Genomic DNA, 24,352 nt, shown 5'->3' with positions numbered 1-24,352 from the left:
CCCCGTTCCCCCCTGCGGTCCCGCACCGCGCCGCCCCCCCCCCCCCCCGGCCCCCCGCCCCCCCCCCCCCCCCCCCCCGGCCCCCCCACACCCCCCCCCCCCCCCCCCCCCCGGCGCCCCCCACGTCGTGGCGTCTGGTCCGTCCGGCCGAGCCCCGACCGGCAGGAGGCGCGGGTCGGCCTACATCGTCCGGGTGTGGAGGATGCCGCCGTCGACGTCGAGCAGGGCCCCGTGCACGAAGGTCGCCTCGTCCGACGCCAGGTAGCGCACCGCGTGGGCGATGTCGACGGGACGCACGGGTCGACCGGCCGGGGTGGCCGCGGTCAGGGTGTCGAGGACGGCCGCCGACTCGGCGTTGCCCGGAGTCGACGTCGCACCGGGTGCGACGCTGTTGACGCGGACGCCGCGGGGGCCGAACTCGGCCGCCCAGGTGCGGGTCATCTGCTCGACGGCGGCCTTCGACGCGGTGTACATGGCGCCGAACGGCACCCCGACCCGGGTCATCCACGAGCCGATGTTGACGATCGAGCCGTCTCCACGGTCGGCCATCGCCGGCGCGAGGGCCCCGACGAGCACGTGCGGCGCCCGGACGTTCGTCGCCAGGATGGCGTCGAGGTCGGCGTCGTCGAGGGCGTCGGTCGGCATCGTCGGGTAGACGCCGGCGTTGTTGACCAGGATGTCGACGCGGCCGCCGAGCACCTCGGTGGCCCGGGCGGCGAATGTGCGGAGGTCGGCGTACGGGCCGGCGAGGTCGGCGGGCACGGCGTGGGCCGAGCCGCCCCGGGTGGTGATCGCGTCGACCACCCGTCGGGCTCGGGCGTCGTCGCGGCCGCTGACGACGACGGTGGCACCGGAGGCGGCGAGCACGCGGGCGATCGCCTCGCCGATGCCGCTGGTCGAGCCGGTCACGAGGGCGGTGCGACCGGCCAGGCGGTCGTCGGTGGGCAGGGAGTCGAGGACTTCTTCATTGGACTGCATGGTCCATTGATAGCACGTACTGGACCGTCGAGTCCAGTGTTCGTGGACCGGATAGTCCAATCGACGTAAGATCTCTCCGTGGACGAGACGAAGATCACCGAGCGCGGGCGGCTCACCCGCCAGAGGATCATCGACGAGACCGGTCGACAGATCCTCGCCGCGGGCATCGGCGGGACGACGCTCGACACGGTGCGGGCCGCGACGCTGACCAGCAAGAGCCAGCTGTTCCACTACTTCCCCGGCGGCAAGACCGAGCTGATCCACGAGGTCGCCCGGTGGGAGGGGCGTCAGCTGCTCGAGGCGCAGGAGCCCGAGATCCACGACCTCGGCACCTGGGAGTCGTGGGAGCGCTGGCGCGCCGCCCTGGTCGAGTACTACATCAGCCTCGGCCGCTGGGCCTGCCCGATCGGCACGCTCGCCGCCCAGGTCGCCGCCACGGACGCCGAGGTCGAGCGCAGCGTCAAGGCGAGCTGGGACGCCTGGCGCGAGCAGCTGGCCGCGGGCATCCGGCGGCTGCAGGCCTCGGGGTCGGTCGACGCCTCGGCCGATCCGGTGCGCGTCGCCACCGCGATCATCGCCGCGATCCAGGGGGGACTGCTGCTCAGCCAGTCGGAGCGGGCGGGCTGGCCGCTCGAGGCCGCACTCGACCACGCGCTCGGCCCGTTGCACACCGTCCGCCGCGACTGACGCGGGTCGTCCGCCGGACGTGCCCCGCGCCTCCTGCGCTGTCGCTCTCCGGCTCTGTCGCCCTTCGGCTCTGTCGCCCTCTAGCTCTAGCCGCCGAAGACGACCGCGCGCATCGCGTCCTCGCCGACCGCCGCGTCGCGGTACCGCTGCATCAGCGCGGCGTTGGCGTCGTACTGAGGCCCCTCGCGCACCTCGGCCTGGTGGTGCAGGGCGAAGACCATGCCCTCGTGCCGTCGCGGGGCCTCGCCGAGCAGGGTGGTGTGGGCGAGGTACCAGGCGGCGTCCTCGAAGCCCCAGCCCCGGAAGCGTTCGTCCTGCCCGCCGTGACTGCGCCACGAGGAGGCGCGGGTCACGTAGACCCCCGAGCAGGCCCCGCGCACGAGCTCGAAGTCGCACCGCTCGAGGGGGGTGCCCGCGGCCGCCTGCGCGGTGCCGTCGCGTCCCAGCCAGTGGTACTCGGTGTAGGGCAGGTGCACCCGGCCGCTCGTGCGGGCCGCCTCGATCGCCGCGAGCAGGGGCTCGCGTTGCGGCAGGGTGTCGGCGTCGCCGATCACGGCGACCTCGTCGTCGGCCAGGCCGGCGATCCCGAGGTTGCGGCACTGGGCCAGGTTGAACACCGGGTCGGGGGAGTCGATCGTGCGGATCTCGGCCTCGGGCAGGGCGTCGGCGTACCAGTCGCGGACGACCTCGAACGCCGCGACGCGACTGGGTTGCGGACGCCAGGGGAGCACGACGGTGACCATCCCGCGAGCCTAGCGGCGTGCGCCGGGCCGCCCCGCGCCTCCCGCGCCGCCCGCGCCGCCCCGCCGGCCAGACCCGCGAACCCCGTTTGCGAAGACGAACCCCGTTCTGTCGGGGTTCGACTTCGTGAACGGGGTTCGAGGCCGGGAGCATCGCCGTCCGACGGGACGTCGGCACGACGTCAGGAGGCGCGGGTCGCGTCCGCCGCACCCGGCAGCGTCAGCTCGAGCGCGTGGCCGCGCACGTGTGCCAGGGCCCGCTCGACGGCGCCCGTGGTCACGACCGCGTCGCCCAACGTCGAGGCGACGACCTCGGGCGCGGCCCGGTGCGTGAACCGGCTGAGCCACGGTGTCGTCCGGTCGAGCAGCAGTCCGAGGGAGGGCGCCACGGCCCCGGCGACGACGATGCGGTCGACGTCGAGCATGCCGCTGAGCATGGCGCAGACGCGTCCGAACCGTTCGGCGGCCTTCTCGACCAGGCGCAGGGCGGTCGGGTCGCCGGCGTCCGCCGCGGCCAGCACGGCGGGGGCCTCGAGCTCGTCGAGCGGGATCGCCCGCAGCGGCGACGAGACCGGCACGGTGCCGAGCTCGCGCGCGGCCCGGGCCCAGTCGCGCAACAGGGCTCCGAGGCCGTCGGCCGATCCGACGCCCTCGACCAGGTCGAGGAGGCGCATCTCGCCCGCGGCACCGCGGCTGCCCCGCACGAGGGCTCCGTCGAGCACGAACCCGGCGCCGAACCGCTCGCCCGCCAGCAGGGTCACGAACGACGTGGCGGCGCCGGCACCACCACCGACCTCGCGGTCGGCACGGGACGCGGCCGCCGCCTCGGCCACGGCGGCCAGGTTGGCGTCGTTCTCGACGACGACGGCCCAGCCGCGCTCGGCGAAGAGTCCGGTGTAGTCGGGGTTCATCAGCACCCAGAAGTCGGCGCCGACCTCGATCGGCGACCGGCCCTCGGCGTCGGTCGGCGCGGGCACTCCGAGTGCCACGGCGAGCACGTCGGCGTCGCCCAGCGAGGCCTCGTCGAGGACGTCGTCGACCAGCCGTGAGACCGTCCGGCGGCGGTCGTCCGCCGTCCCGTCGGGGTCGATGCGCCGTGCGACGCGGGCCACGACGTCGCCGCGCAGGTCGGCCACGACGGCGGTCAGGTGGTGGCGGCCGGCGTCGACGCCGACGACGTGCCCGGCGGAACGGGCCAGGGCGTAGCGACGCGCGGGGCGGCCCTTGCGGTACTCGCCGGTCGAGCGGGCGTCGGCGAGCGACACCATCCAGCCGTGGTCGATGAGGTCGTCGCAGACCCCGAGCACGGTGGACCGGGTGAGTCCGGTGAGGGCGATCAGGTCGCTCGCCGTGACCGCGTCCGCGGACCACGCGTGCCGCAACACCTCGGCCGCGTTCATGCGGCGGAGCAGGCTCGGCGACGACACCCCGGTGCTCAGCGCCACCCGCGCCTCCTCGTGCTGTGGCCGGTGCCTCGCGACACGGCGGATCTTTTCGACGACGACCCATGGTGCCACGCCGCGAATTGATCTAGGGTCTAAATCTACACACCAGATCAACTCGGTCCCGACGCTGTCGTCGGGGTCGCGACCCGGGAGACGACGACGTGCCCACACCCCCACTGCCCTCCGGTGCCGGCTTCAGCCGACGCACCCTCCTCGGCGGGATCGGTGCCGCCGGGGCGGCGCTCCTCCTCGCCGGCTGCGCCCCGTCCGGCTCCGGCCGCGGGCGCACCGAGATCACCTTCTACGCGACCAAGCCCGAGGCGATCCCCTACTTCTCCGACCTCGTCTCGCGCTTCAACGAGTCGCAGTCGGCGGTCCGGGTGATCCACGACTCGACCTCGGGCATCTCGGCCGGCTTCGTCCGGGGCAACCCGCCCGACGTCGCGGCCTTCACGTACAACCTCGAGATGGCCCGCTTCATGGAGCGCGGGGCGCTGAGCGACCTGGGCGACCTGCCCGAGGCGCGCACGATCCGCCCCGAGGTGCAGGAGCTGGTCGACCAGTACGCGACGTACCCCGGCCGGACGAGCGTGCTGCCGTACTCGATCACCGCCGCGTCGGTGATCTACAACCAGCAGGTCTTCGCCGACCTGGGCGTCGAGGTGCCGACCACCTGGGACGAGTTCCTCGCGGCGTGCGACACCTTCACGGCGGCCGGCGTCACGCCGATCTACAGCACCTTCCGCGAACCGTGGACCGTCGCCCAGGGCCTGTTCGACTACACGACCGGCGGGTCGCTCGACGTCGCGGCCTTCTACGAGAAGATGAACGCCGAGGGCACGAGCGTCGGCCAGGGTGGCTCGGTCTCGTTCGAGAAGGACTTCCGCGAACCCGTCGAGCGCATGGTGCAGCTCGGACGGCTGTCGAACGCCAACCGCAACAGCCGCGGGTACGGCGACGGCAACCTCGCCATGGCGCAGGGCGAGGCGGCGATGCTCATGCAGGGGCCGTGGGCACTCGGCGAGATCACCAAGGCGAACCCCGAGGCGAGGGTCGGCACGTTCCCCTTGCCGATGACCGACGACCCCGCCGACCGCAAGGTGCGGGTCAACCTCGACCTGGCCCTGTGGGTGCCCGAGCAGTCGCGCAAGCAGGACGCCGCCCGCGAGTTCCTGACCTACCTGATGCAGCCCGAGATCCAGGACGCCTACAACCGCGACTTCCTGGCGTTCGGCACCACGAGGTCGGCCCCCGCCGTGACCGACGAGCGCATCGTCGGCATGCAGGGCTACTACGACGACGCGCGGTTCTACCAGGGGGCGTCCAAGGCGATCCCGCTGACGATCCCCGCCGAGAACTACGTGCAGGGCATCGTCACGGGCGCCAGCGTCGAGGGCACCCTGCGCACCATGGACGCCGACTGGCGCCGCCTGGCACTCCGCGCATGAGCGCGATCGACGGCGCGGGCCGCGCCATGGCCCCGGCCACCCCGACCACCGCCCGAGTCGAAGGAGACCCGATGGCCACCACCACCCCCACGGCCGCGCGAGGTGCCCGCACCTCGCTGAGCGGCAGCACGACCGGCAACCCGCGGCGTCGCGGCAGGCGCGTCGACCCGGTCTTCTACTTCTTCCTCGTGCCGACGCTCGTCCTCTTCTCGCTGGCGATCACCCTGCCGGCCGTGATGGGCGTGTTCTACAGCTTCACGAACTCGATCGGCTTCGGCGAGTTCGACATGGTCGGCGTCACCAACTACCTCGCGATGGCGACCGACCCGGCGATCCTCGGCTCGTACGGCTTCACGATGGGCTTCGCCCTGGTCACGGTGATCGCCGTCAACGTGATCGCCCTGCTGTTGGCGATCGGCCTGACCTCGCAGATCAAGGCGAAGACCGCGCTGCGGGCCGTCTTCGTGATCCCGATGGTCATCTCGGGCATCATCATCGCCTTCGTCTTCCAGTTCCTCTTCTCGAACTCGTTGCCGGCCCTCGGCGCCTCGCTCGGCATCCCCGGGCTGCAGGACAGCATCCTCGCGAACGCCGACACCGCCTGGATCGGCATCGTCGTCGTGACCGCGTGGCAGGCGATCCCGAGCACGCTGCTGATCTACATCGCGGGCCTGCTCGCCATCCCCGGCGAGGTGTACGAGGCGAGCAGCCTCGACGGCGCCTCGGGCTGGAAGCAGCTGCGGTCGATCACGCTGCCGCTCGTGGCGGGCTACGTCCTGATCAACACGATCATCGGCTTCAAGAACTTCTTGAACTCGTACGACATCATCGTCGGCCTGACGAACGGCGGCCCCGGCACGTCGACCCGCAGCATCGCGATGACGATCTTCACGGGCTTCACCGGCGGCGACTACGCCTACCAGATGGCCAACGCGACCATCTTCTTCGTGATCGCCGTCGCGATCGCGCTCGTCCAACTCCGGATCACCCGCGGAAAGGCGGCCGTCTGATGGCGAACACCGCACTCGTCACCCCGGCCGCCTCGGCGGCCCCCACCCCAGGAGGCGCGGGTCGCGACGCCGACGCCGTCACCCGTCGTCGACGCGGTCGCGTCGGTCGGGAGCGCCCGAACCGCCTCGTCACCGTGCTGCTGGTGCTCGGCACGATCACCGTGCTGATCCCGATCTACGTCACCGTCACGATGTCTCTCAAGACGTCGGCGCAGGCCGTCGACGGCAACGCGTTCAGCCTGCCGGCACCGATTGACTTCTCGAACTTCGCGACCGCCTGGCAGCTGACCGACTTCCCGCGGGCGTTCGGCATCTCGACCCTCGTCACGGCTGCGACCGTGGTCGGCACGGTCGTGCTCGCCTCGATGGCGTCGTACGCGATCTCGCGCAACTGGGACCGCAAGCTGTTCCGCTTCTCGTTCTTCTACCTGCTGGCCGCGATGTTCCTGCCGTTCCCGGTCGTCGCGCTGTCGCAGATCAAGTTGACCGGCATCGTCGGCCTCGACAACCCCGCCGGCGTCGCGCTGCTGCACGTCATGTTCCAGCTGTCGTTCTCGATCCTGCTGTTCACGGCGTTCCTGCGGTCGTTGCCCGAAGAGCTGGAGGAGAGCGCGCGGCTCGACGGCGCCACCACCTGGCAGGTCTTCTGGCGCCTGGTCTTCCCGCTGCTCGCCCCGATGAGCGCCACGGTCGGCATCTTCGCCTTCCTGGCCTCGTGGAACGACTTCGCGATGCCGTCGCTGATCACCGCCGACCCGTCGCTGCAGACCCTGCCCGTGCTGCAACAGATCTTCCAGACGCAGTTCAGCAACGACTACAACGTCGCCTTCGCCTCGTACCTCATGGCGATGGCCCCGGCGATCGTCGTCTACCTCTTCACCCAGCGCTGGGTGATGGCGGGCGTGACGCAGGGCGCGATCAAGTAGGCGTCCGTCGGGGGCGCGGCCCGCGCCTCCCGACCCCCAGGCAACCCACCACCACCGAGAGGACCTCGCTCCACGATGACCGACACGCTCCGCACCGCACCCTCGACCGAGCCGCTGACCGACGACCCGACCTGGTGGCGCCAGGCGGCGGTCTACCAGATCTACCCCCGCAGCTTCGCCGACTCGAACGGCGACGGCATCGGGGACCTGCCCGGCATCACGGCGGCGGTGCCCTACCTGCAGCGGCTGGGCGTCGACGCGGTCTGGCTCAGCCCGTTCTATCCGTCGGCCCTCGCCGACGGTGGGTACGACGTCGACGACTACCGCGACGTCGACCCCAAGATCGGCACGCTCGCGCAGTTCGACGAGATGATCGACGCGCTGCACGCGGTCGGCATCCGGGTGATCGCCGACCTCGTGCCGAACCACTCGTCCGACCGGCACGTCTGGTTCCAGGAGGCGCTGGCCGCTCCCGCCGGATCGCCCGCCCGGGCGCGCTACATCTTCCGCGACGGTCTCGGCGAGACCGGCGAGCTGCCGCCCTCGGACTGGACGTCGATCTTCGGCGGCCCGGCCTGGACCCGCGTCGCCGACGGCCAGTGGTACCTGCACTCGTTCGCGAGCGAGCAGCCCGACTGGGACTGGGACAACCCGGAGGTGCGCGAGGACTTCCTGACCACGCTGCGCTTCTGGTCGGACCGCGGCGTCGACGGCTTCCGGGTCGACGTGGCGCACGGGCTGGCGAAGAGCCTGCCCGAGGTGCTGCCGTCCACGGCCGAGCTCGAGGCGCTGCCCAAGGCCGACGGCGACCACCCGCTCTGGGACCGCGACGAGGTGCACGAGATCTACGCCACGTGGCGTGAGGTCTTCGACGAGTACGACCCGCCGCGCATCGCCGTGGCCGAGGCCTGGGTCGAGCCGTCGCGCCGTGCCCGCTACGCCAGCGCCGAGGGCCTGGGCCAGGCGTTCAACTTCGACCTGCTCGAGGCCGACTTCGACGCCACGCAGTTCCACGACATCATCACGTACAACCTCGACGCCGCCGAGGCCTCGGGCTCGTCGACGACCTGGGTGTTCTCGAACCACGACGTCGTCCGTCACGCGACCCGGTACGGCCTGCCCGCCCTCGACGGTCGCGACGTCAAGCAGGGTGCCGAGTGGCTGCTGTCAGGCGGCACCACGCCCGAGGTCGACGTCGAGACGGGCCTGCGTCGGGCCCGTGCCGCGTCGCTGTTCATGCTCGGCCTGCCCGGTTCCGCCTACGTCTACCAGGGTGAGGAGCTCGGGCTGCCCGAGGTCGCCGACATCCCCGCCGACGAGCGCCAGGACCCGTCGTTCTTCCGCAATCCCGGCGTCGACATCGGTCGGGACGGCTGCCGCGTGCCGCTGCCCTGGACCCGGTCGGGGCCGTCGTTCGGCTTCGGCGCGGGCGAGGCGCACCTGCCGCAGCCCACGTGGTTCGGTGAGTACTCGGTCGAGGCCGAGGAAGCCGACGCGACGTCGACGCTCGCGCTCTACCGGGCGGCCCTCGCCGCGCGGCGCGACCTGCAGACCGACGAGACGCTCGACTGGCTGCCCGTCGACGGCCGCGACGACGTGTTGCACCTCGTCCGCCCCGGCGGATGGCACGTGGTGTGCGTGTTCGGCACCGAGCCCGTCGACCTGGCCGCGCTCGGGCTGGGCTCGGGCGAGGTGATCGTCGCGAGCGGACCGCTGACGGATGCCGGGCAGCTGCCGGGCGAGACGGCGGCCTGGTTGCGCGGCTGACGCCGGTCTGGCTGCGCGCCTGACGGCGGCCTGGCTGCGCGGCTGACGGCGGTCTGGCCGCGCGGCTGACGTCGGCCGCCGCCGGCCGGGGGGCGGTTCCGGTCAGGCGGGGACGTCGTCGCCGGCCGTGGAGCGGCGCTGCTCGACCTCGGCCTCGAGCTTCGCCAGGCGGGCGAGCCGCTCGTAGTGCTCGGCCTCGCGGTCGAGGTCGGCGAGCTGTTGCTCGGTGCTGCGGACGCGGTGGTCGAGCGTGCGGGCCGCGGCCTCGTGGTACCGGCTCTGGTCGAGGGGCCCGATCTGCTCGACGCGGCTGCCGTACTCGCGGCCCGCGGCGAACCAGACGATGCTGCCGATCAGCGGCAGGAACAGCACGATCATGATCCACAGGCCCTTGGGCAGGTGTCGCACGTCGCCTTCGGGACGCGTGACGATGTCGACGAGCGCCCCCACGATCAGCAGGAGGGGCAGGGCAGCCAGCACGAAGGTCACGGCCTGAGGGTAGGGGGTGCCGCCTGCCCGGCGGAAGCCCCGCGAGGAGGGGTGACCGCACCCCCGCCTGTGCCGCGTTCTGGGTGTGACGGGCCCTCCGGACGGTCGGTAGCGTCACCCGCATCACGGCGATCGACCCCGGTCAGGAGGTGCGGTGCCGGTCGACCACGAAGGGTGCAGCTCCTGAAAATTCGCCTCCACCCCTGGTCAGCGGGCGGCTCTGATCGTAAGGTGGGTCGGTCCGCCCCATCGAGGAGAACCGTGAGTCGACGCGCCGTCCGTCCCAGGAAGCGCTCATGACCGACCCCTCGAACACCCGCGACCCCGCGGTGCCGACCGAGCCGACCTCGCCCGTCGAGCAGACGCCCGGTGCCGCCGTGCCGCTGACCCGCCGCGAGGCCCGCGCCCTCGAGCGCGCGGCTGCCGCCGCTGCCGACGCTGGTTCTGCTGCTCCCGCCTCCGCGACGTCGTCCGCTGCGCCCGTCTCCGCACCGTCGTCCGTCGCTCCTGCGACCAGCCCGGCGATGAACCCGGTTTCGAACGATGCACCCACGAGCAACCGGGTGCATGGTTCGGAAGCGGGTGCGACGGCCACCGAGGCGGCCCCCACGACCAGCGTCGCGCGCCGCCCGGGCCCCTCCGTGCCGGCCGTGCTCCGTCGGACCCGAGAGGCCGGCCGCCCAAACCCGAGCCCCCGGGCGACCCCCGGCCGTTCGCGGCTTCGGGCCGTCTCGTCGCGCGTCCGTGCGGCGACCTTGCCCGTGCTCGGCGTCTGCGCCGTCATGCTCTTCTTCACGTCGAACCTCACCCCGGCCTCGGCTAGCGACCTGGGTGGGTCGAACATCCCGACCGTCGGTGCCGCGCCGATGCCGACCCAGACCCTCGCGGCGTCGCTCGTCGTGCTGACCGTGTCCGACCGCGACGCCTTCGGGGTGACCGACGCGCCGCCGCCGCCTCCGCCGCCCGAGCCCGAGCCCGTCGTGACCTCGAAGAGCGTCGCGGGGTCGACGAATTCGTACCGCGCCTCCTCGGGGGCCGGCACCATCGTCAACTCGGGCATCGGTGACATCCGCTGGCCGTTCCCGGGTTCGGTCGTCCTCAGCTCGGGCTTCGGTCCCCGTGCGGCTCCGTGCGCGGCGTGCTCGAGCATGCACATGGGCCTCGACATGACGCCCGGCGGCGGCACCCCCATCGGTGCCGCGGCCGCGGGCGTGGTGCGCACGTCTGGCATGCACGGTCAGTTCGGTCAGTACGCCGTGATCGACCACGTGATCGACGGTCAGCGCGTCAGCACCCTGTACGCGCACATGCAGATCGGTTCGAGCCCGCTCGTCGCCGGGCAGACGGTCCAGGTGGGCGAGCTGGTCGGCAAGGTCGGCCGCAGTGGTGTCGCGACCGGCGAGCACCTGCACTTCGAGGTGCTGCTGGGTGGCACGACGCAGGTCGACCCCAAGGCCTGGCTCGAGGCCAACGCCGGCCGCACGCTCTAGCCAACAGCGACGCCTGACCAACCGGAACGCACGGTACCTCCGTCCGTCCAGTTCGTCGACACCGGTCCATCGGAACGGCCCGTCCTGTACGAACTCGCCCGCCCTCGCGTGCGTCGGCGCCCACCCCCGCGCCTCAGGCCACGCATCTCAGGCCGCGCGCCTCAGGCCGCGCGACGCGCCTCGCGCCAGGCCTGCACCTCGGCGGTGAGTTCGGCCTTGCGGCCGGCGTCGGCGAACGACGCCTCGACCGAGTTCGTCGCCAGCAGGGCGAGCATGTCGTCGTCCAGCCCGAGCACGTCGCGCAGTGCCTCGTAGTTGTCGCCCACGTAGCCGCCGAAGTAGGCGGGGTCGTCGCTGTTGACGGTGACGAGCAGCCCGGCCTCGAGCATGCGGGGCAGCGGGTGCTCGGCCAGGTCGGACACCACCGCGAGCCGCAGGTTCGACAGTGGGCAGACGGTGAGCGGCACCCGGTCGGCGACGAGGCGGGCGACGAGGGCGTCGTCCTCGAGGCTGCGCACCCCGTGGTCGACGCGTTCGACGTGCAGCAGGTCGAGGGCGTCCGTGACGTACGACGGCGGGCCTTCTTCACCGGCGTGGGCGACGACGTGCAGCCCGAGCGCGCGGGCACGGTCGAAGACGCGGGCGAACGCGGCGGGCGGGAACCCCACCTCGGACGAGTCGAGCCCCACCCCGATCAGGTCGGAGGCTCGGTGCGCGACGGACTCGAGGGTCGCGGCCGCGTCGCCCACCGGCAGGTGCCGCAGGAAGCAGAGGATGAGCCCGCCCGTGATGCCGAACCGCTCGCGCGCCTCGCCGAGCGCCTGGGTCAGCCCGTCGATGACCTCGTCGACGTCGACGTCGCGAGAGGTGTGCGCCTGGGGGTCGAAGAACATCTCGACGTGACGCAGCCCTTGGGCGTGGGCGCGTTCGAGGTAGGCCCAGGCGAGGTCGTGGAAGTCCTGTGCGGTCTGCAGCACGGCCGTGCACGCGTAGTAGAGGTCGAGGAACTCCTGCAGCGAGCCGAAGGAGTAGGCCGCGCGCAGTTCGTCGACCGAGGCGAAGGGCAGGTCGACGTCGTTGCGGTCGGCGAGGGCGAAGACGAGCTCGGGTTCGAGCGTGCCCTCGACGTGCAGGTGCAGCTCGGCCGTGGGCGGCGTCGCGAGCACGGTGCCCGAGAGGTGCGAACCCGAGAAATCCGTACCCGAGGAGCTGGTGCCCGACAGGGGCGACCGAAGGTGGTCGCTGCTCGTCGGGGTCGTGCCCGTGAGGGGCGTGCCGGGCGCGGGGGCCGCGGTCGTCGGGGAGGTGTCGATCGCCGTCATCGGGCCACCGTAGCGGCAGCATGCCACTCGGCGGGGCCCCGTGCACGATCGTTCACCGTCCCGTCACCCGGCGACCGTCTGGGGACGAGACGAGGAGGCGCGGGGCGGCTCGTCGAGGACGCCACCCGCGCCTCCTGCCCGGACGTCGAGGAGGCGCGGTGCGCGACGACCGCACACCGCGCCTCCTGCAGGTGGCTAGGCCGTCAGCACGACGGCGAGCGTCTCGGGCTGGTCGTGCCCGGTCCACGTGCCGGTGAGGACCTCGACCCCGTGGTCGCCGCTGTGGCCGCCGGTCGAGGCGAGGGCGCCGGCGTCGTGTCGACCCAGGACGCGGGCGACGACGATGCGGATCGCCGCGCCGGTGACGACCGTCCGGCCCTCGGCCTGGTCGACGGTGAGGCGGTCGACGTCGGGCACGGGGGTGCCCGGGGTGCCGCTGCCGACGACGGTCGAGTTCGGCTCGCGGACCTGTCGTTCGCCGTCGACCTCGAACCAGGCCTCGGCCTGGGTGCCGCCGGTCAGCACGGCCGTCGCGAGGGCCGCGGCCCAGACCGGGTCGGCCGTGCCGTCGTAGACCCACCGCGTGCCGAGCACCGAGTGCTCGGTCGTCCCGACGAGGTGGTCGTCGGCACCGGCCAGGGGAGCGTCGCGATACGTGAGGGGCACCTGCACCTGCACGCCGTCGGGCGTGGCGACGATGATCGTCTCGACGCCGACCTCGCCCGCCGGATCGTCGAAGCGGAAGGCCGCGACGCTGCGCAGGCCCTCGTCGGCCGTGCCCTCGGACCGGGGTGGGCCCTCGAACCACGGCTGGGTCGGCACCCAGGCGTCGAGCAGGTCGATCTTGGAGGGGCTCATGCCGGCCCGGTGCAGGTGTGCCATGCCGTCGATCGTAGGGCCGACCACCGTCACCGTCGGTCACCGCCACCACCACGTTCCGACCCCGCCACCAGCACGCCCCCGACCGCGCCCCGACCCCTCCGGTAACGCGACACCTGTCGTGCGTTGTCCAGCAGTCGGGCGTAGCCTGCGGCCCATGAAGGCACTCCAGTACACCCAGGTAGGTCAGCACCCCGAAGTCGTCGAGATCGAGAAGCCGTCACCCGGCCCCGGGCAGGTGCTGCTGAAGGTCACGGCGGCCGGTGTCTGCCACTCCGACGAGTACGTCATGAGCCTCGGTGAAGAGGACTACACCGCGCAGGGCTACCCGCTGCCGCTAACACTCGGGCACGAGGGCGCCGGCATCGTGGCCGAGCTCGGCGAGGGCGTCGAGCACCTGCAGGTCGGTGACGCGGTCGCCGTCTACGGCCCGTGGGGTTGTGGCCGTTGCCACCAGTGCGCCCAGGGCAAGGAGAACTACTGCGTCAACGCCGCCGCCGAGGGCATCAAGCCTCCCGGGCTCGGCGCTCCCGGGTCGATGGCCGAGTACATGATCGTCGACGACCCCCGCCACCTGGTGCCGCTCGGCGACCTCGACCCGGTCGAGAACGTGTCGCTCACCGACGCCGGCCTCACGCCGTACCACGCGATCAAGACCTCGCTCCCGAAGCTCGGCGCCGGCACCTACGCCGTCGTCATCGGCACCGGAGGCCTCGGGCACGTCGGCATCCAGATCCTGCGGGCGCTCTCGGGTGCGCAGATCATCGCGCTCGACGTGAGCGACGAGAAGCTCGAGCTGGCGAAGCACGTCGGTGCGCACCACACGGTGATCAGCGACGAGCACGCCGCGGACGCCATCCGCGAGATCACCGGGGGCCTCGGCGTCCAGGCCGTCTTCGACTTCGTCGGGGCGGGGCCGACGATGGCCACGGCCGTCGCGGTCGCCGCGGCGGACGCCGACGTGACCATCGTCGGCATCGGTGGCGGCACCGTCGAGCTCGGCTTCGGCGCGATCGCCTACGACGTCGCCGTGCGCATCCCCTACTGGGGCAGCCGCAGCGAACTGATCGAGGTCCTCGACCTCGCCCGGGCCGGCCAGGTCGAGGTCGCCACGCAGCGCTACTCGCTCGACGACGGCCCGAAGGCCTACGAGGCCCTCGCCGCCGGCACCGTCCGCGGCCGCGCCGTCATCGTCCCCTGACGCGACCACCCCGAGGAGGCGCGGTGCCGGATTCCGCGCACCGCGCCTCCTGCAGGTCGCAGCGGCCGATCGGCCGCACCTGACCACGTCGTCGCGACGGGGAACGGGGTCCTGGCGCCGGTGAGCACCGTGGCGGCAGGGAGCGTCGTCACGTCGATGACCGTGGCGATCAGGGTCGCCGTCTCGGGCGTCGGGCATGCGATGCGGGCGGTTCCGAGTGCGAGCAGGGGGATCGAAGCCGATGCGAGGGCCCCGGCCGAGATCCGAGCCGTGGTCGTGAGAACCGCGGTCGTCGGCGCGGGCCGGCATGTGTCGTCGTCATGGTGCTCATGGCGGCGACATCGGAGGTGCGCGGCAGACGGTCGTTCATCGGGACACCTACTCGAGCTGTTCTCGGCCGGCTGGGGTCAAGTAGCTCCTGGCCTGCGAATTCGCGTATGCCTGTCCCGCAAAAATACCCGGTGACGGGGGTCTAAACGCTACAGTCGTCGGATGCTCATCGGATACGCCCGTGTGTCGACCTCGGGGCAAGATCTCGCAGCACAGCGCGAGGGTCTTGCAGCGCTCGGTGTTGACGATCAGCACGTGCATGTTGACCACGGCCTCTCGGGCACGACTCGAGCCCGACCCGGCCTCCGCGAGGCTCTCGCTGCTTGCCGTGCCGGCGACGTCCTGGTCGTCACCAAACTTGATCGCCTCGCCCGCTCACTGCGTGACGCGACCGATATCGCGGACGAGCTGACCAAGAAGGGCGTCGCCCTCAACCTCGGGGGAGCGGTCTACGACCCCACCGACCCCGTCGGCCGGCTCCTGTTCAACGTCCTTGGGATGGTGGCCGAGTTCGAGGCCGACCTCATCCGTGCCCGCACCCGCGAGGGCATGGCGATCGCGAAGGCCGCCGGCAAGCTCCGAGGCCGCAAGCCCAAGCTCACCGCCTCGCAGGAGAAGCACCTCGTACAGCTGCACCGCACTGGTGCCCAGACGACGAGCGACATTGCCGAGTTGTTCGGGGTGGCCCGGTCGACGGTCTATCGAGCGATCCAAAGGGCCGAGCAGGCCTAGATCGCACCCGGAAGAACGGAGCCGCCCCGCCGAGAGCGGCTGAGGAACGGCCGGCGCCGTCCGGCGCCACCGCGGACACCCGCGGAACGAGACGAGTGGCGACGGGATCGCGCCAGCAATGGAGCTCCTGCCTGGTGGCCTCGATCGTCATTATGGCTGTGGAGGTGGTTTGTCCGGCCCGTCCTGCGGTTCCTTGAGCGCTTCCTACGCTTCGTGTTCGACGGCCTGTAGGACCCAACACTGGCCCGTGAGCCCGTGAGCCCGTGAGTCCGTGAGCCCGTGAGCCCGTGAGCCCGTGAGCCCGTGAGCCCGTGAGCCCGTGAGCCCGTGAGCCCGTGAGTCCAGGAACCCATCGCCGAGCGGAATGACCCAAGTCGCCGATGGGGGCTCGCTGTGCCTCTCGGCACAATGATTCGACGGAGGCCTGCCATAGTGCTTCAGGGAAGGGCCCGAACTGTGCGACTTGATTACTTTGACGAAGGCGACGCTCCTGTGCAGGATGCTTTCGCAACGGCTTTCCTGCAACGCCTCCGTGAGCATGCACGCGAATGGGTGACGGACATTGACGCGTCTGACACCTCGGCCGACCCGATGGGTGGTCTTATTGCTATCTCGATCACCGTCCCGGGGGTTTCGGGTCCCATCACGACGCTGTGGGTGTTGTGTCGTCATCAACCGGGCCGAGCTCCGTGGTTGCACGGCTCATGGGGTGACGACACCTACGTCGGAGACGATCATGGAGGCGATCGGGATAGGGACCTCACTGTCGAGGGCCTCGAGATGACGCCTGAGGAACTGGCCGATCTGGCGGCGCGGTGGTTGGAGACACAGCTCCTGCGGGAGATACATCGCGATGAATGGGACGGTAAGCGGTGGGGTCGACGAGACGAGCTCGGATTCACACCATGGCCCAGAGTCAGATCGCGGTGGGGCACTCCTCGACGTAGCGTTCTCGAGCGCAGTGGCGGATTTGCTGCGCCGGCTCGGAGTTCTTGATTCGCAGAAGCCTGCGTACCGAGAAGGGATCGCCAAGAGGGACGTGGTCTATGCCGTCGCGAGGACGGCCAGTCCCGGGGACGCTTCCTTGATTAGGGGCCATTGGAGGGCGTTGGATCATCGGCCTCGACGGTGGGCTCTCGAGGGCTATTCTTCCGACGTGAACGAGTACGCCCGTCCTGTCTTCGCAGGCGTCCGCGAAGGGGAGCGTTCCCACAACATGGGCGACCAGCCGACCTGGGATTCTGGGGAGCGGTTCCGCCCCGTTGGCGCTGTTGCGCAGGCTCTCATCGAGTATGTCGATCGGGAGTACGACGTCGTCATCGATGCTCCGGTCGTGCTGCCGCCCACACACGCGCGTTGGCTCGGCCACGACGTGTCACGCATTGTTCGCATCTCGTCGGGTCGCTCCGGCGAGGTCACGGTGTGGCTGGTATTCGGCTCGGCGCCAGGAGTCATCTCTGTTTTCGCCGGGCTCTTCAGCCAGTTCGACATGTGGTTCTACGGTTGTGACTTGTGCGATGAGACCTGGCAGGAGGTCGCCGACGCCCTGGAGGAAGTGTTCCTGCAGCTGGCCCGCAGTGGCGTCGCTGAGAGCGTTAAGCCGGGGCGGTCTGGACAAGCTCGGTGGTCTTTGACTAGCTCGAGCAGGGACTGGTCAGGCGTCATGCCGCTCAAGGGCGTTCGCAGGCGTGAGCGAGGCCTCTGGGCTGAGCGTCTGACTGAGTTGTCCGAAGGTCGTTGGTCCGGGTGGACCCCACGCCCGTAGGCCCTGCGCCACGCTGATCAAGACCACGCAACTCAACGCGAGGTGCTCCGTCCCGATAGGGGATCGGTCTACGGACGCGCACCTACCTGCCTGTTGGATGTCAGCAGCCTCTTCTCTTACTCCTTGTTGCGGTAGTGGCGGATGGTGAAAGCGATGACGCCTAAGACGGCGATGCCCCAAAGGGCCCACGCGAGTGGGGTGATGGGGTCCGATTGGCGTACTGGGATGGCTAGGAGCTCGAGCACGTCAGCTCCCCGTCCCTCTGGGCGAGGTGCCGAACGCGAGTCGGCCGTTCCAGACATCGATGGCCAGGATGAAGATCGTGAAAACGACCGAGAAGAGCAGTCCTGGCTGGATTACGAGCCACGCCACGGCAATGATCCCGACGCTCACCACGAGACTGATCCCGTACATGATGCGACCAAACCGAGAGTTGAGCTTCATGCTTGATTTTTACCCGATCGGTCCGACCTCTGAACACCTGTCGCCGGGAACGAGCGGCTCCCCTACGTGTTCTCCGTTGGAGACCTGGGTGCGCAACTGCAGCTACCGGGGGTACCGATAGGGGATCGGCTATCGAGACACCGAGGATTGCTCGTACGGTGGACAGATGAGTCCAAAATCCCCCGCCCCCAGCGCGTACTCGAGCTTCGCCGCCATTGGGATTGGTACAGAGGTTCATCTCCGCTTGATTGGAGACGACGAGACGGTCAAACCCGAATACGCCAACGCCAAGTTGATTTCCGAACCAACGCCTACTGGTCCGAACAAAGAGTTCAGCGCGAGATTCGAGACCTCCGGCGGCCACGAGACGGTATCCGAGGTTAATTACGTGGCCTGGAACCGGTATGGCAAGAAGTGGTCCTAAGTGCTCTGCGGTTGTGTCCCAGTGGCCGATGCGTCAGTGGGACAGGCTCTGAGCAAAATCGGGCTATCCGGGGCAGCTAAGGTCCTCGCATGGCACCTGAGATGCAACAAGACAGCGGTGACGGCGTTCCAAAGTCAGCGCCGCCGAAGCGCTGGGTTTATGCGTTCTCCGGTGGTTTGGGGCTGATGCTCGGTGGGCCTGCCTACGGGCTGGTCGGTGAGCTCCTAGGCGAACAGTCCATGTGGGGCCCTGGCATTGGTCTTGGCGTAGCGGGCGTGCTCGCTGCCCTGGTGGGTGGTCTCGGGCTCTTGATCGATAAGCGACGGAGGGGGCGTGGGGAGCGGTTCGCGAAGGGCTGACCAAGCTCAATTGCCTCCATGGTGAACCGAGACGATGGAGTCAGTTTCTTTGTCCCGATAGACGATGGTTGACCGCGACCCATCCCGCTGCGATGCTTCTCGAAACCGACGGAGGCCATCATGTTTGAAGAACGCGGGTGGTTCGCCGAGGCTGATGCGAGAGCGCTCAGACCCGCCGACTCGGTCAACGAGAGGGATCATCGTGGCGACGCCCCCCAAGTCGAGCGCCGGCCTGAACCGGTCCGCCTCCGTCTACTCGATCGTTTCCTGCGCGGCTTTCCTTGGCATGACCGAAGTCAGCAACCGCGCCCTTAGCTGGTACCCCGCGTCCGCCCGATAGACGATTGGTGTCCGGGCTCGGTTGCGAACATGAGCCCTGGTGTCAGGTGAACCAGGGGTCGCCGGTGATCATGAGACGGCCGATGCTCGTTCCTGCCCGAGCCTTGTCGATGAGCGAGTCGAAGTCCTGCGAGCCTGACGCGGACCAACCGTTCACGCCGACGGTTAGCTTCCAGTCCTTGCCTTCGGCGTAGAGGAACTCTCCGTCCATGATCCCAGTGAACAGGTCGTCGATCGCGGTCAGCAGGTTGTCGCTCCCGCTGTCGCACGCGTCGCAGCCGCAGAAGGGCTCCATCCCGATCAGGATTGAAGGGTCACCGACGCCGAGCGCGACTGCGTCCTCGATGCCTTCCGTTGACTGCATGACGACCACGATCGACAGGGCATCGGCTTTCACGGGAGTGACGAGCACGGCCCGCGCGTCGGTGGACCCGTGGGCCCATGGCGGCGCTTCGACGTTCTGTGCCGTCCCGAGCTCCAGGGCCTCCAGTGCTTCGATCCACGACCTCGCCCTGGCGCCCACGACGGCGTAGCGCTCTGGTTCGCTGACTCGGGAGTACTCCTCGTCAGCGATGTCCTGGTGCTCATGAGGGTCGTCCCACCGCGTGCCGCCTGAGGGGTGCGCGGTGAATTGCCGAGTGACTTCGGCTATCACGTCGTGAATTTCCACGTCCTGAACCTAGCGGCGGTTGCGTCCGATAGGGGATCGGTCACTGGACAAATCGAGAATGCCTGAGGTGCTGGACGAGGCCGGCTGCATCGTTGGTCATGGCAGCGAAGATCCGGTAGAGGGTCTCAGATCGATCAACTGGCCCCACTGCCCAGCAGTGTTTCCCGAGGCCGTAGGCGATTCCGGCCTCGATGTGCGCCGCTGCGCCTGCGGGGAGGACCAGCACGAAGTGATCGGCGCCGCGTAGTGCGGCCAGGTCTTGGTCGAAGAGCTTCTGAATGCCCGGCGTATAAAGGTCCGCGTCGTCCGCGCCTCCCGCAAGGGCGAATTTGGCGGCGTCTTCGTCGTACTCGGCTCGGACGAAGCTGTATGACGACGCCCCCACCTGGTCGAGTGCCTTCACGACGTCGATGATGGCTGCCCGGTTTCGCCAACTACCTGCGACGAAGAAGTCACTCATGAGCCCACGGTACTGGTGCGCTCACTCACGATGGGTCTGTCCGATAGACGATCGGCTTTTGAACCGGTCAGAACCCGTGAATGGAACAGAAGTGGCACTCTTGGGCCATGACTCCCAACGGCGACGTCAGTCAGGCTGAAGCTCAACTTAGAAGGGCGCTCATCGGTATGGCCGTGGGCGTCGTCCTCATCGTTGCTTTCCTTGTGGTCAGTGCTGTGACGAACCGGCTCGGCCTAATTGGGGTGGGCGTCGGGGTGGTGTTCGTTGCTCTGAATGCCGGTCGAGCCATCTGGGTGATAAAGCGACGCGAGGGAAAGAACTAGTGCTCTGCTCTAGCCGGAGCCATAGCATTCGTTCAAGTGCACGGGCCGTCCGATAGGGGATCGTCTGCCGGGTCCGTGCTGCGCGCGGCTGTCCTTGTCTGAGGGGCTAGCCGTGGGTCGAAGTAGCGAGCATTGCCGGCTCAGGGGACGTACCAGTGCTCGGACCAGGTCTCGCTCTCGACGTCGGGGTTGACGAGCTCGGCGCTGAAGGTCGTGTCGGCCCAAAAGAACGTTCCTACCTTGAGCATTGCCAAGTCGTCGGGCTCAAGCGGCCAGGCGCTGCTGACGAATGTCCAGACCTCGGGGTCATCGGGATAGATGAGGCGAGTGTCTTCGGTGTAATCAATGGACACATCACCGACGAGTCTCGGTGACCCCCAGCTGCGCTTCCACCAAGGGCCCTCCAGGTCCCACTCCCAGTCCGGGCGGACCGACAACCATCCGACGATCTTCCCCGGGTACGTTGGGTGGGCCAAACGGTAGAGCTCAGGGCCCGTACCAGCTGGCAGTGGCAGTTCCGGTCGAGATCCAGGCCAGAGAAGCATGAGCCGACTCTAGATGAGCGACATCTTCTCGAATTGGGCCTGGCTGCCGCGCGTGGTGATGGTGCCCGATAGGGGATCGGTCAGCGGTCGGTGCCCGAGGGGCCCGTCCCGCGGATCGTCCCTCCGGCTCAAGCCCCTAACAGAGAGACGGGCAGGGGAGGCTGGCTGTGAGCAGGAACATGCTCGCGTGGAAGGCCACAGCAGCAGCGCCAGTCAGCCAGAGCGCCGGAACAAGTGCGCGGTGGCCACGTAGCATGCGGCGCCCAGAAAGTGCGGACGCCAGGAGCCACAGCGACAACTGCACGCCTACCAGAATTGGCCTAGCCCACAGGAAGACGTCGCCCATGATGTCGCGCCAGAGAACTGCGACGTCGATGACGACCAAGGTCGCTGCGAAGCCGACGATCAGGACCATGATCGCTCCCGCGTCGACTCTGGCTGAGATTCGCGGCGGCGCCAGCGGCTCGGCGGTGCTCATGACCCGAGACTAGACGGCTCGTCAATGTCGCCGACAGCCCCGCAGAGCCTCACAAGAAGGTGCCCGATAGACGATCGGCTACTGCAGTTCAGGTTCTTGCCGGACAGTTTTCCTCCAGCTAACGACACCCAGCACAGCATTGAGCAGGCCTGTAGCAACGAGAAGCCAACCGTAGGCCTGTCCCATAGCCACGAGCCCCAAGCCTGCGACAAGGGCAACGAGGGCGCTCACCACCACGATGACCGACCAGCGTCTACTCATAAACTGAATATCAGCCCTACCCGTGTCCCGATAGGCGATGGGTTACCGGGGGCCTTCGAGCCGTGATGACTCTGGGGTGAGTGCGCCGGATATCAGGGCTTGGACGAGCCGATCGGCGTCGTAGTCAGAGTCGCTCGCGGCGCCGATGCAGAGGTTGCCGACGCCTTTGAGGAGGTTGTACCCATCCAGGGCCGCCTCGTCGTCCGTGGGGCCGAGATCGGCGCGGGCCGCGGCGAGGAGTGACCCGCAGACCGGTACGAGGCGGCCCACGAAGTACGCGTGGAGTGCGTGGGAGCCAGCGGCGTCACCGTGGAGGGCGGTGGCGAGGCCGTGCTTCGTCACGAGGAAGTCCACGAAGAGCGCCACCCAAGTACGCAGGGCTCCTTCCGGGGTCGCGCTCTCGGCGAGCAGTCGCGGCCCGGCCTCGGCGCAGGCCTCGACCTGGTGTCGGTAGACCGCGACGACCAGCTCAGGCCGGGTCGGGAAATGCCGGTAGACGGTGCCGACCCCCACGCCGGCCTTCGTCGCGATCTCGCGGACGGGAGCGTCGACGCCGGACTCCACGAACACCGCCGCAGCCGCGTCCAGGAGAGCCTGCTGGCTCCTGCGGGGTCGGCCCACCGGCCGTGGCTGTGCAGCTGGGGCGTCACCGTCCTGCGTGTTGGGCATGGCGCCTCCTCGATCGGGTCGAACCGGTGCTTGCTTAACGGAGCAGCGTTCCGTAATGTTGCGGAGCAGCGCTCCGATAAGCAGTATCGCAGAGCGTGACTCCCGACGAAAGGCACTCTCCATGTCCTCATCACTCGTCACCGCACTGGACGAGATCGTCGGCGCCGTCGGCGCCGGCCCGGTCGTCTCCGTCGCGCCGGTCACCTTGTCGGCCCCGGGGCGCGCCGTCCCGCTCGAGGTCCGCGTGTCGGCACCCGCCACGGGAGGCGACCTGCCTGTCGTCGTGTTCTCGCACGGCAACGGCTGGAACCTCGACGGGTACGCGCCCCTGACCGCGTTCTGGGCCTCGCGCGGCTTCGTCGTCGTCCAGCCCACGCACCTCGACTCGAGGCGGAACGGGTTCGGGTTCGACCACCCGGTCTTCCCGACGATCTGGTCCGAACGCATCGCCGACCTGACCCGCGTCCTCGACCAGCTCGACACCGTCGAAGGGGCCGTCCCGGGTCTCGCCGGCCGCGTCGACCGCGACCGGATCGCCGCGACAGGTCACTCCTGGGGCGGCCAGACAGCGCAGACACTCCTCGGTGCACGCATCGTCGACGAGGAGGGCCATGTCGGAGACGACATGTCCGACAGCCGCGTCACCGCGGGCATCCTCTTCGCCGCCACCGGTCTCGGCGGCGACGACCTGCACCCCTTCGCGCAGGCGAACTTCCCCTTCATGCGCCCGTCGTTCCGTGAGCTCACCACCCCGACCCTCGTCGTCGCCGGCGACCACGACCAATCCACGATGTCCAGCCGCGGACCGGACTGGTTCACCGACGCCTACACGCACAGCCCCGGCGCCACCGACCTCCTCACCCTGCACGGCGGAGAACATGCCCTGGGCGGGATCGTCGGCTACGAAGTGGCCGAGACCACCGACGAGAACCCCGAACGGGTCGCCGTCATCCAGCGCATGAGCACCGCCTACCTCCGCACCGCTCTCCGCGTCGACGGGGGCGCCTGGCCCGCGGCCCGGGACGCTCTCCGCCGAGCCGGCGACCCGATCGGGCACGTCGACACCCAGTAGCGTCACGGTCTCTTGCGATCATGGCCGCTGTCGCCGTGGTTGCAAGGGACCTCGTGCGTCGCAGGCCCCGGCGCTGTCTCGGTAGGGGATGCTGCTGCGGGCATCAGCCCGGCCGCGACGGCGGGGCATCAAGGCAGCAGCAACGACTCCAGGTCTTCTCGGGTGCCTCGAAAGGCGTTCATGTCGATGAACTCTTCGTCGCCGTCGTACCCGTCGAGCTGCTCGCGCGCGGACCACTGCCAGAAAGTCCAGTCGCGGCCATCGGTGAGACGCGGGGAGGTGGCGACCGAGCGGAACCAGATGGGGTTGGCGGGGTAGCTCCCGGCGAGGTATCGCTCGTACCAGTCGCGGGTCGCGTAGAGCACAGCGGGTCGGCCGTAATGCTGTTCGATCGCGAGGAGGAGCGGGTCCAGCACCGCCCGGACCGTGGCTGCCGAGGGAGGGGCACCGCAGTACTCGGCGTAGCACTCGACGTCGACCACGACGGGCAGGTCGCCCCTGTTCCGGGAGACGGTGGCGATGACGTTGGCTGCTTGGTCCGTTCCCGGGCTGTCGACACTGAGGAAGTGGTATGCGCCGACGAATAGGTCGGTGTCGTGTGCGTCGGCCCAGTTGTCCTCGAACCGGGGATCTCGGTAGCTCGAGCCTTCGGTCGCCTTGATCCACGCGAAGTCGATGTCCTCCTCCGCCAGGACGCCCCAGTCGATCGTGCCCTGGTAGGCGGATGCGTCGACGCCCTGCACCGGGTACCTGAGGGCCGCCGTGCGGGTGGGCCAGAGCGTTCCCGTGAAGAGCAGCGCGGCGACGGCGAGCGATGCGAGGGCGACCACGGCGGCCGAAAGGACGATGCGGCGCCGCCGCCGTCCTCGACGAACCGCGCCTGTTCGGGCCGAGGCGTCGTCTCTGTCCTCGTCATGTTCGTTCGCCTCAGGCCCCATGAGACGAAAGGCTACGGGGCCGTGCGAACGAGCACATTCACCGATCTGCCACCAGCCCCGCTAGACGATCGGCTGTCGAACAGGTCGCGTCTATGCTGGCGACGTGTCTGCCGCCGAGGTCGTCGAGCTCCTTCGAGAACGACGTGTCGCCCTCGAGGCGG

At 69.6% G+C, this 24,352-nt stretch carries 23 protein-coding genes; 11 read left to right on the top strand and 12 right to left on the bottom strand.

Translation table 11 applies throughout. From position 1 onward, the window contains the following. Positions 1–180: 180 nt before the first annotated feature. The gene (locus ACVJ1F_RS15170; RefSeq protein WP_456887243.1) at positions 181–978 is read right to left on the bottom strand and encodes an SDR family NAD(P)-dependent oxidoreductase; all 798 of its coding nucleotides are present in this window, start codon (positions 976–978) and stop codon (positions 181–183) included. 78 nt (positions 979–1,056) lie between these two features. On the opposite strand from ACVJ1F_RS15170, the gene ACVJ1F_RS15165 reads away from it, so the two are divergent. After that, positions 1,057–1,665, top strand: a complete 609-nt coding sequence (locus tag ACVJ1F_RS15165; protein WP_056044705.1) for a TetR/AcrR family transcriptional regulator — start codon at positions 1,057–1,059, stop codon at positions 1,663–1,665. Positions 1,666–1,751: 86 nt separating this feature from the next. On the opposite strand, the gene ACVJ1F_RS15160 is transcribed toward ACVJ1F_RS15165, so the two are convergent. Further along, the gene (locus ACVJ1F_RS15160) at positions 1,752–2,408 is read right to left on the bottom strand and encodes a hypothetical protein (protein ID WP_456887240.1); all 657 of its coding nucleotides are present in this window, start codon (positions 2,406–2,408) and stop codon (positions 1,752–1,754) included. Between the two features lie 179 nt (positions 2,409–2,587). After that, positions 2,588–3,850, bottom strand: a complete 1,263-nt coding sequence (locus tag ACVJ1F_RS15155; RefSeq protein ID WP_456887238.1) for an ROK family protein — start codon at positions 3,848–3,850, stop codon at positions 2,588–2,590. Between the two features lie 161 nt (positions 3,851–4,011). Between ACVJ1F_RS15155 and ACVJ1F_RS15150 the strand changes: the two genes are divergently transcribed. From ACVJ1F_RS15150 to ACVJ1F_RS15135, 4 genes are all read left to right on the top strand, one after another. Beyond that, positions 4,012–5,298, top strand: coding sequence for an ABC transporter substrate-binding protein (locus tag ACVJ1F_RS15150; RefSeq protein WP_456887236.1), 1,287 nt, complete (start codon positions 4,012–4,014; stop codon positions 5,296–5,298). Positions 5,299–5,369: 71 nt separating this feature from the next. Further along, on the top strand, positions 5,370–6,308 hold the full coding sequence (locus ACVJ1F_RS15145; RefSeq protein ID WP_082460176.1) for a carbohydrate ABC transporter permease: 939 nt from the start codon (positions 5,370–5,372) through the stop codon (positions 6,306–6,308). After that, complete coding sequence (locus tag ACVJ1F_RS15140) at positions 6,308–7,234, top strand: carbohydrate ABC transporter permease (RefSeq protein ID WP_456887234.1); 927 nt, start codon at positions 6,308–6,310, stop codon at positions 7,232–7,234. Before ACVJ1F_RS15145 ends, ACVJ1F_RS15140 begins: the two co-directional genes overlap by 1 nt. Positions 7,235–7,309: 75 nt before the next feature. Next, positions 7,310–9,001 carry a glycoside hydrolase family 13 protein gene (locus ACVJ1F_RS15135; protein ID WP_456887232.1) on the top strand — a complete coding sequence of 564 codons (1,692 nt, stop codon included), beginning with the start codon at positions 7,310–7,312 and terminating at the stop codon, positions 8,999–9,001. 102 nt (positions 9,002–9,103) lie between these two features. Here ACVJ1F_RS15135 and ACVJ1F_RS15130 read toward each other — a convergent pair whose 3' ends face one another. Continuing rightward, on the bottom strand, positions 9,104–9,490 hold the full coding sequence (locus ACVJ1F_RS15130; protein WP_456887230.1) for a PLD nuclease N-terminal domain-containing protein: 387 nt from the start codon (positions 9,488–9,490) through the stop codon (positions 9,104–9,106). Positions 9,491–9,786: 296 nt separating this feature from the next. Between ACVJ1F_RS15130 and ACVJ1F_RS15125 the strand changes: the two genes are divergently transcribed. Next, positions 9,787–10,980, top strand: a complete 1,194-nt coding sequence (locus ACVJ1F_RS15125) for a M23 family metallopeptidase (RefSeq protein WP_456887228.1) — start codon at positions 9,787–9,789, stop codon at positions 10,978–10,980. A gap of 161 nt (positions 10,981–11,141) precedes the next feature. Here ACVJ1F_RS15125 and ACVJ1F_RS15120 read toward each other — a convergent pair whose 3' ends face one another. After that, positions 11,142–12,302, bottom strand: a complete 1,161-nt coding sequence (locus tag ACVJ1F_RS15120) for an adenosine deaminase (RefSeq protein WP_456887226.1) — start codon at positions 12,300–12,302, stop codon at positions 11,142–11,144. Between the two features lie 195 nt (positions 12,303–12,497). Beyond that, positions 12,498–13,184, bottom strand: coding sequence for a CG0192-related protein (locus ACVJ1F_RS15115; RefSeq protein ID WP_456887224.1), 687 nt, complete (start codon positions 13,182–13,184; stop codon positions 12,498–12,500). Positions 13,185–13,338: 154 nt separating this feature from the next. Here ACVJ1F_RS15115 and ACVJ1F_RS15110 point away from each other — a divergent pair, with 154 nt between their 5' ends. The 3 genes from ACVJ1F_RS15110 to ACVJ1F_RS15100 all read left to right on the top strand — a co-directional run bounded on the left by ACVJ1F_RS15110 (position 13,339) and on the right by ACVJ1F_RS15100 (position 17,209). After that, positions 13,339–14,382 (top strand): NAD(P)-dependent alcohol dehydrogenase, encoded by a 1,044-nt coding sequence (locus tag ACVJ1F_RS15110; protein ID WP_192125018.1) that lies wholly within the window; start codon positions 13,339–13,341, stop codon positions 14,380–14,382. Positions 14,383–14,874: 492 nt separating this feature from the next. Continuing rightward, positions 14,875–15,444, top strand: coding sequence for a recombinase family protein (locus tag ACVJ1F_RS15105; protein ID WP_456887221.1), 570 nt, complete (start codon positions 14,875–14,877; stop codon positions 15,442–15,444). Between the two features lie 1,156 nt (positions 15,445–16,600). Then, entirely contained in the window at positions 16,601–17,209 is a 609-nt protein-coding gene (locus ACVJ1F_RS15100) for a DUF6226 family protein (protein WP_456887219.1), read from the top strand. A 246-nt stretch (positions 17,210–17,455) separates the two neighbouring features. Here ACVJ1F_RS15100 and ACVJ1F_RS15095 read toward each other — a convergent pair whose 3' ends face one another. From ACVJ1F_RS15095 to ACVJ1F_RS15085, 3 genes are all read right to left on the bottom strand, one after another. Beyond that, a complete protein-coding gene (locus ACVJ1F_RS15095; protein ID WP_456887218.1) occupies positions 17,456–17,653 on the bottom strand; it encodes a hypothetical protein in 198 nt (65 codons plus the stop codon). A 1,165-nt stretch (positions 17,654–18,818) separates the two neighbouring features. Beyond that, a complete protein-coding gene (locus ACVJ1F_RS15090) occupies positions 18,819–19,445 on the bottom strand; it encodes a DUF6226 family protein (protein WP_456887216.1) in 627 nt (208 codons plus the stop codon). 40 nt (positions 19,446–19,485) lie between these two features. Beyond that, the gene (locus tag ACVJ1F_RS15085; protein WP_456887214.1) at positions 19,486–19,905 is read right to left on the bottom strand and encodes a hypothetical protein; all 420 of its coding nucleotides are present in this window, start codon (positions 19,903–19,905) and stop codon (positions 19,486–19,488) included. A gap of 107 nt (positions 19,906–20,012) precedes the next feature. On the opposite strand from ACVJ1F_RS15085, the gene ACVJ1F_RS15080 reads away from it, so the two are divergent. Continuing rightward, positions 20,013–20,228 (top strand): hypothetical protein, encoded by a 216-nt coding sequence (locus tag ACVJ1F_RS15080; protein ID WP_456887212.1) that lies wholly within the window; start codon positions 20,013–20,015, stop codon positions 20,226–20,228. 681 nt (positions 20,229–20,909) lie between these two features. Here the strand turns inward: ACVJ1F_RS15080 and ACVJ1F_RS15075 are convergent. Continuing rightward, complete coding sequence (locus ACVJ1F_RS15075; RefSeq protein WP_456887210.1) at positions 20,910–21,251, bottom strand: hypothetical protein; 342 nt, start codon at positions 21,249–21,251, stop codon at positions 20,910–20,912. A gap of 303 nt (positions 21,252–21,554) precedes the next feature. Then, positions 21,555–22,181, bottom strand: a complete 627-nt coding sequence (locus tag ACVJ1F_RS15070; protein ID WP_456887208.1) for a TetR/AcrR family transcriptional regulator — start codon at positions 22,179–22,181, stop codon at positions 21,555–21,557. Positions 22,182–22,302: 121 nt separating this feature from the next. On the opposite strand from ACVJ1F_RS15070, the gene ACVJ1F_RS15065 reads away from it, so the two are divergent. Beyond that, positions 22,303–23,253, top strand: coding sequence for an alpha/beta hydrolase family protein (locus ACVJ1F_RS15065; RefSeq protein ID WP_456887206.1), 951 nt, complete (start codon positions 22,303–22,305; stop codon positions 23,251–23,253). A 128-nt stretch (positions 23,254–23,381) separates the two neighbouring features. Here the strand turns inward: ACVJ1F_RS15065 and ACVJ1F_RS15060 are convergent, their stop codons facing one another. Next, the gene (locus ACVJ1F_RS15060) at positions 23,382–24,083 is read right to left on the bottom strand and encodes a GH25 family lysozyme (RefSeq protein WP_456887204.1); all 702 of its coding nucleotides are present in this window, start codon (positions 24,081–24,083) and stop codon (positions 23,382–23,384) included. Positions 24,084–24,352: the final 269 nt, after the last annotated feature.

The organism is Frigoribacterium sp. 2355, from assembly GCF_054060695.1.
This window is presented reverse-complemented; position numbering and strand designations above follow the sequence as displayed.

Bases quoted from the DNA above. Each gene is read 5' to 3' on its own strand.
- ACVJ1F_RS15115 (WP_456887224.1), bottom strand. From the start codon at position 13,184: ATGGCACACCTGCACCGGGCCGGCATGAGCCCCTCCAAGATCGACCTG.
- ACVJ1F_RS15120 (WP_456887226.1), bottom strand. From the start codon at position 12,302: ATGACGGCGATCGACACCTCCCCGACGACCGCGGCCCCCGCGCCCGGC.
- ACVJ1F_RS15070 (WP_456887208.1), bottom strand. From the start codon at position 22,181: ATGCCCAACACGCAGGACGGTGACGCCCCAGCTGCACAGCCACGGCCG.
- ACVJ1F_RS15075 (WP_456887210.1), bottom strand. From the start codon at position 21,251: ATGAGCACCGCCGAGCCGCTGGCGCCGCCGCGAATCTCAGCCAGAGTC.
- ACVJ1F_RS15145 (WP_082460176.1), top strand. From the start codon at position 5,370: ATGGCCACCACCACCCCCACGGCCGCGCGAGGTGCCCGCACCTCGCTG.
- ACVJ1F_RS15170 (WP_456887243.1), bottom strand. From the start codon at position 978: ATGCAGTCCAATGAAGAAGTCCTCGACTCCCTGCCCACCGACGACCGC.
- ACVJ1F_RS15110 (WP_192125018.1), top strand. From the start codon at position 13,339: ATGAAGGCACTCCAGTACACCCAGGTAGGTCAGCACCCCGAAGTCGTC.
- ACVJ1F_RS15160 (WP_456887240.1), bottom strand. From the start codon at position 2,408: ATGGTCACCGTCGTGCTCCCCTGGCGTCCGCAACCCAGTCGCGTCGCG.
- ACVJ1F_RS15125 (WP_456887228.1), top strand. From the start codon at position 9,787: ATGACCGACCCCTCGAACACCCGCGACCCCGCGGTGCCGACCGAGCCG.
- ACVJ1F_RS15140 (WP_456887234.1), top strand. From the start codon at position 6,308: ATGGCGAACACCGCACTCGTCACCCCGGCCGCCTCGGCGGCCCCCACC.
- ACVJ1F_RS15085 (WP_456887214.1), bottom strand. From the start codon at position 19,905: ATGAGTGACTTCTTCGTCGCAGGTAGTTGGCGAAACCGGGCAGCCATC.
- ACVJ1F_RS15080 (WP_456887212.1), top strand. From the start codon at position 20,013: ATGACTCCCAACGGCGACGTCAGTCAGGCTGAAGCTCAACTTAGAAGG.
- ACVJ1F_RS15065 (WP_456887206.1), top strand. From the start codon at position 22,303: ATGTCCTCATCACTCGTCACCGCACTGGACGAGATCGTCGGCGCCGTC.
- ACVJ1F_RS15135 (WP_456887232.1), top strand. From the start codon at position 7,310: ATGACCGACACGCTCCGCACCGCACCCTCGACCGAGCCGCTGACCGAC.
- ACVJ1F_RS15095 (WP_456887218.1), bottom strand. From the start codon at position 17,653: ATGAAGCTCAACTCTCGGTTTGGTCGCATCATGTACGGGATCAGTCTC.
- ACVJ1F_RS15105 (WP_456887221.1), top strand. From the start codon at position 14,875: ATGCTCATCGGATACGCCCGTGTGTCGACCTCGGGGCAAGATCTCGCA.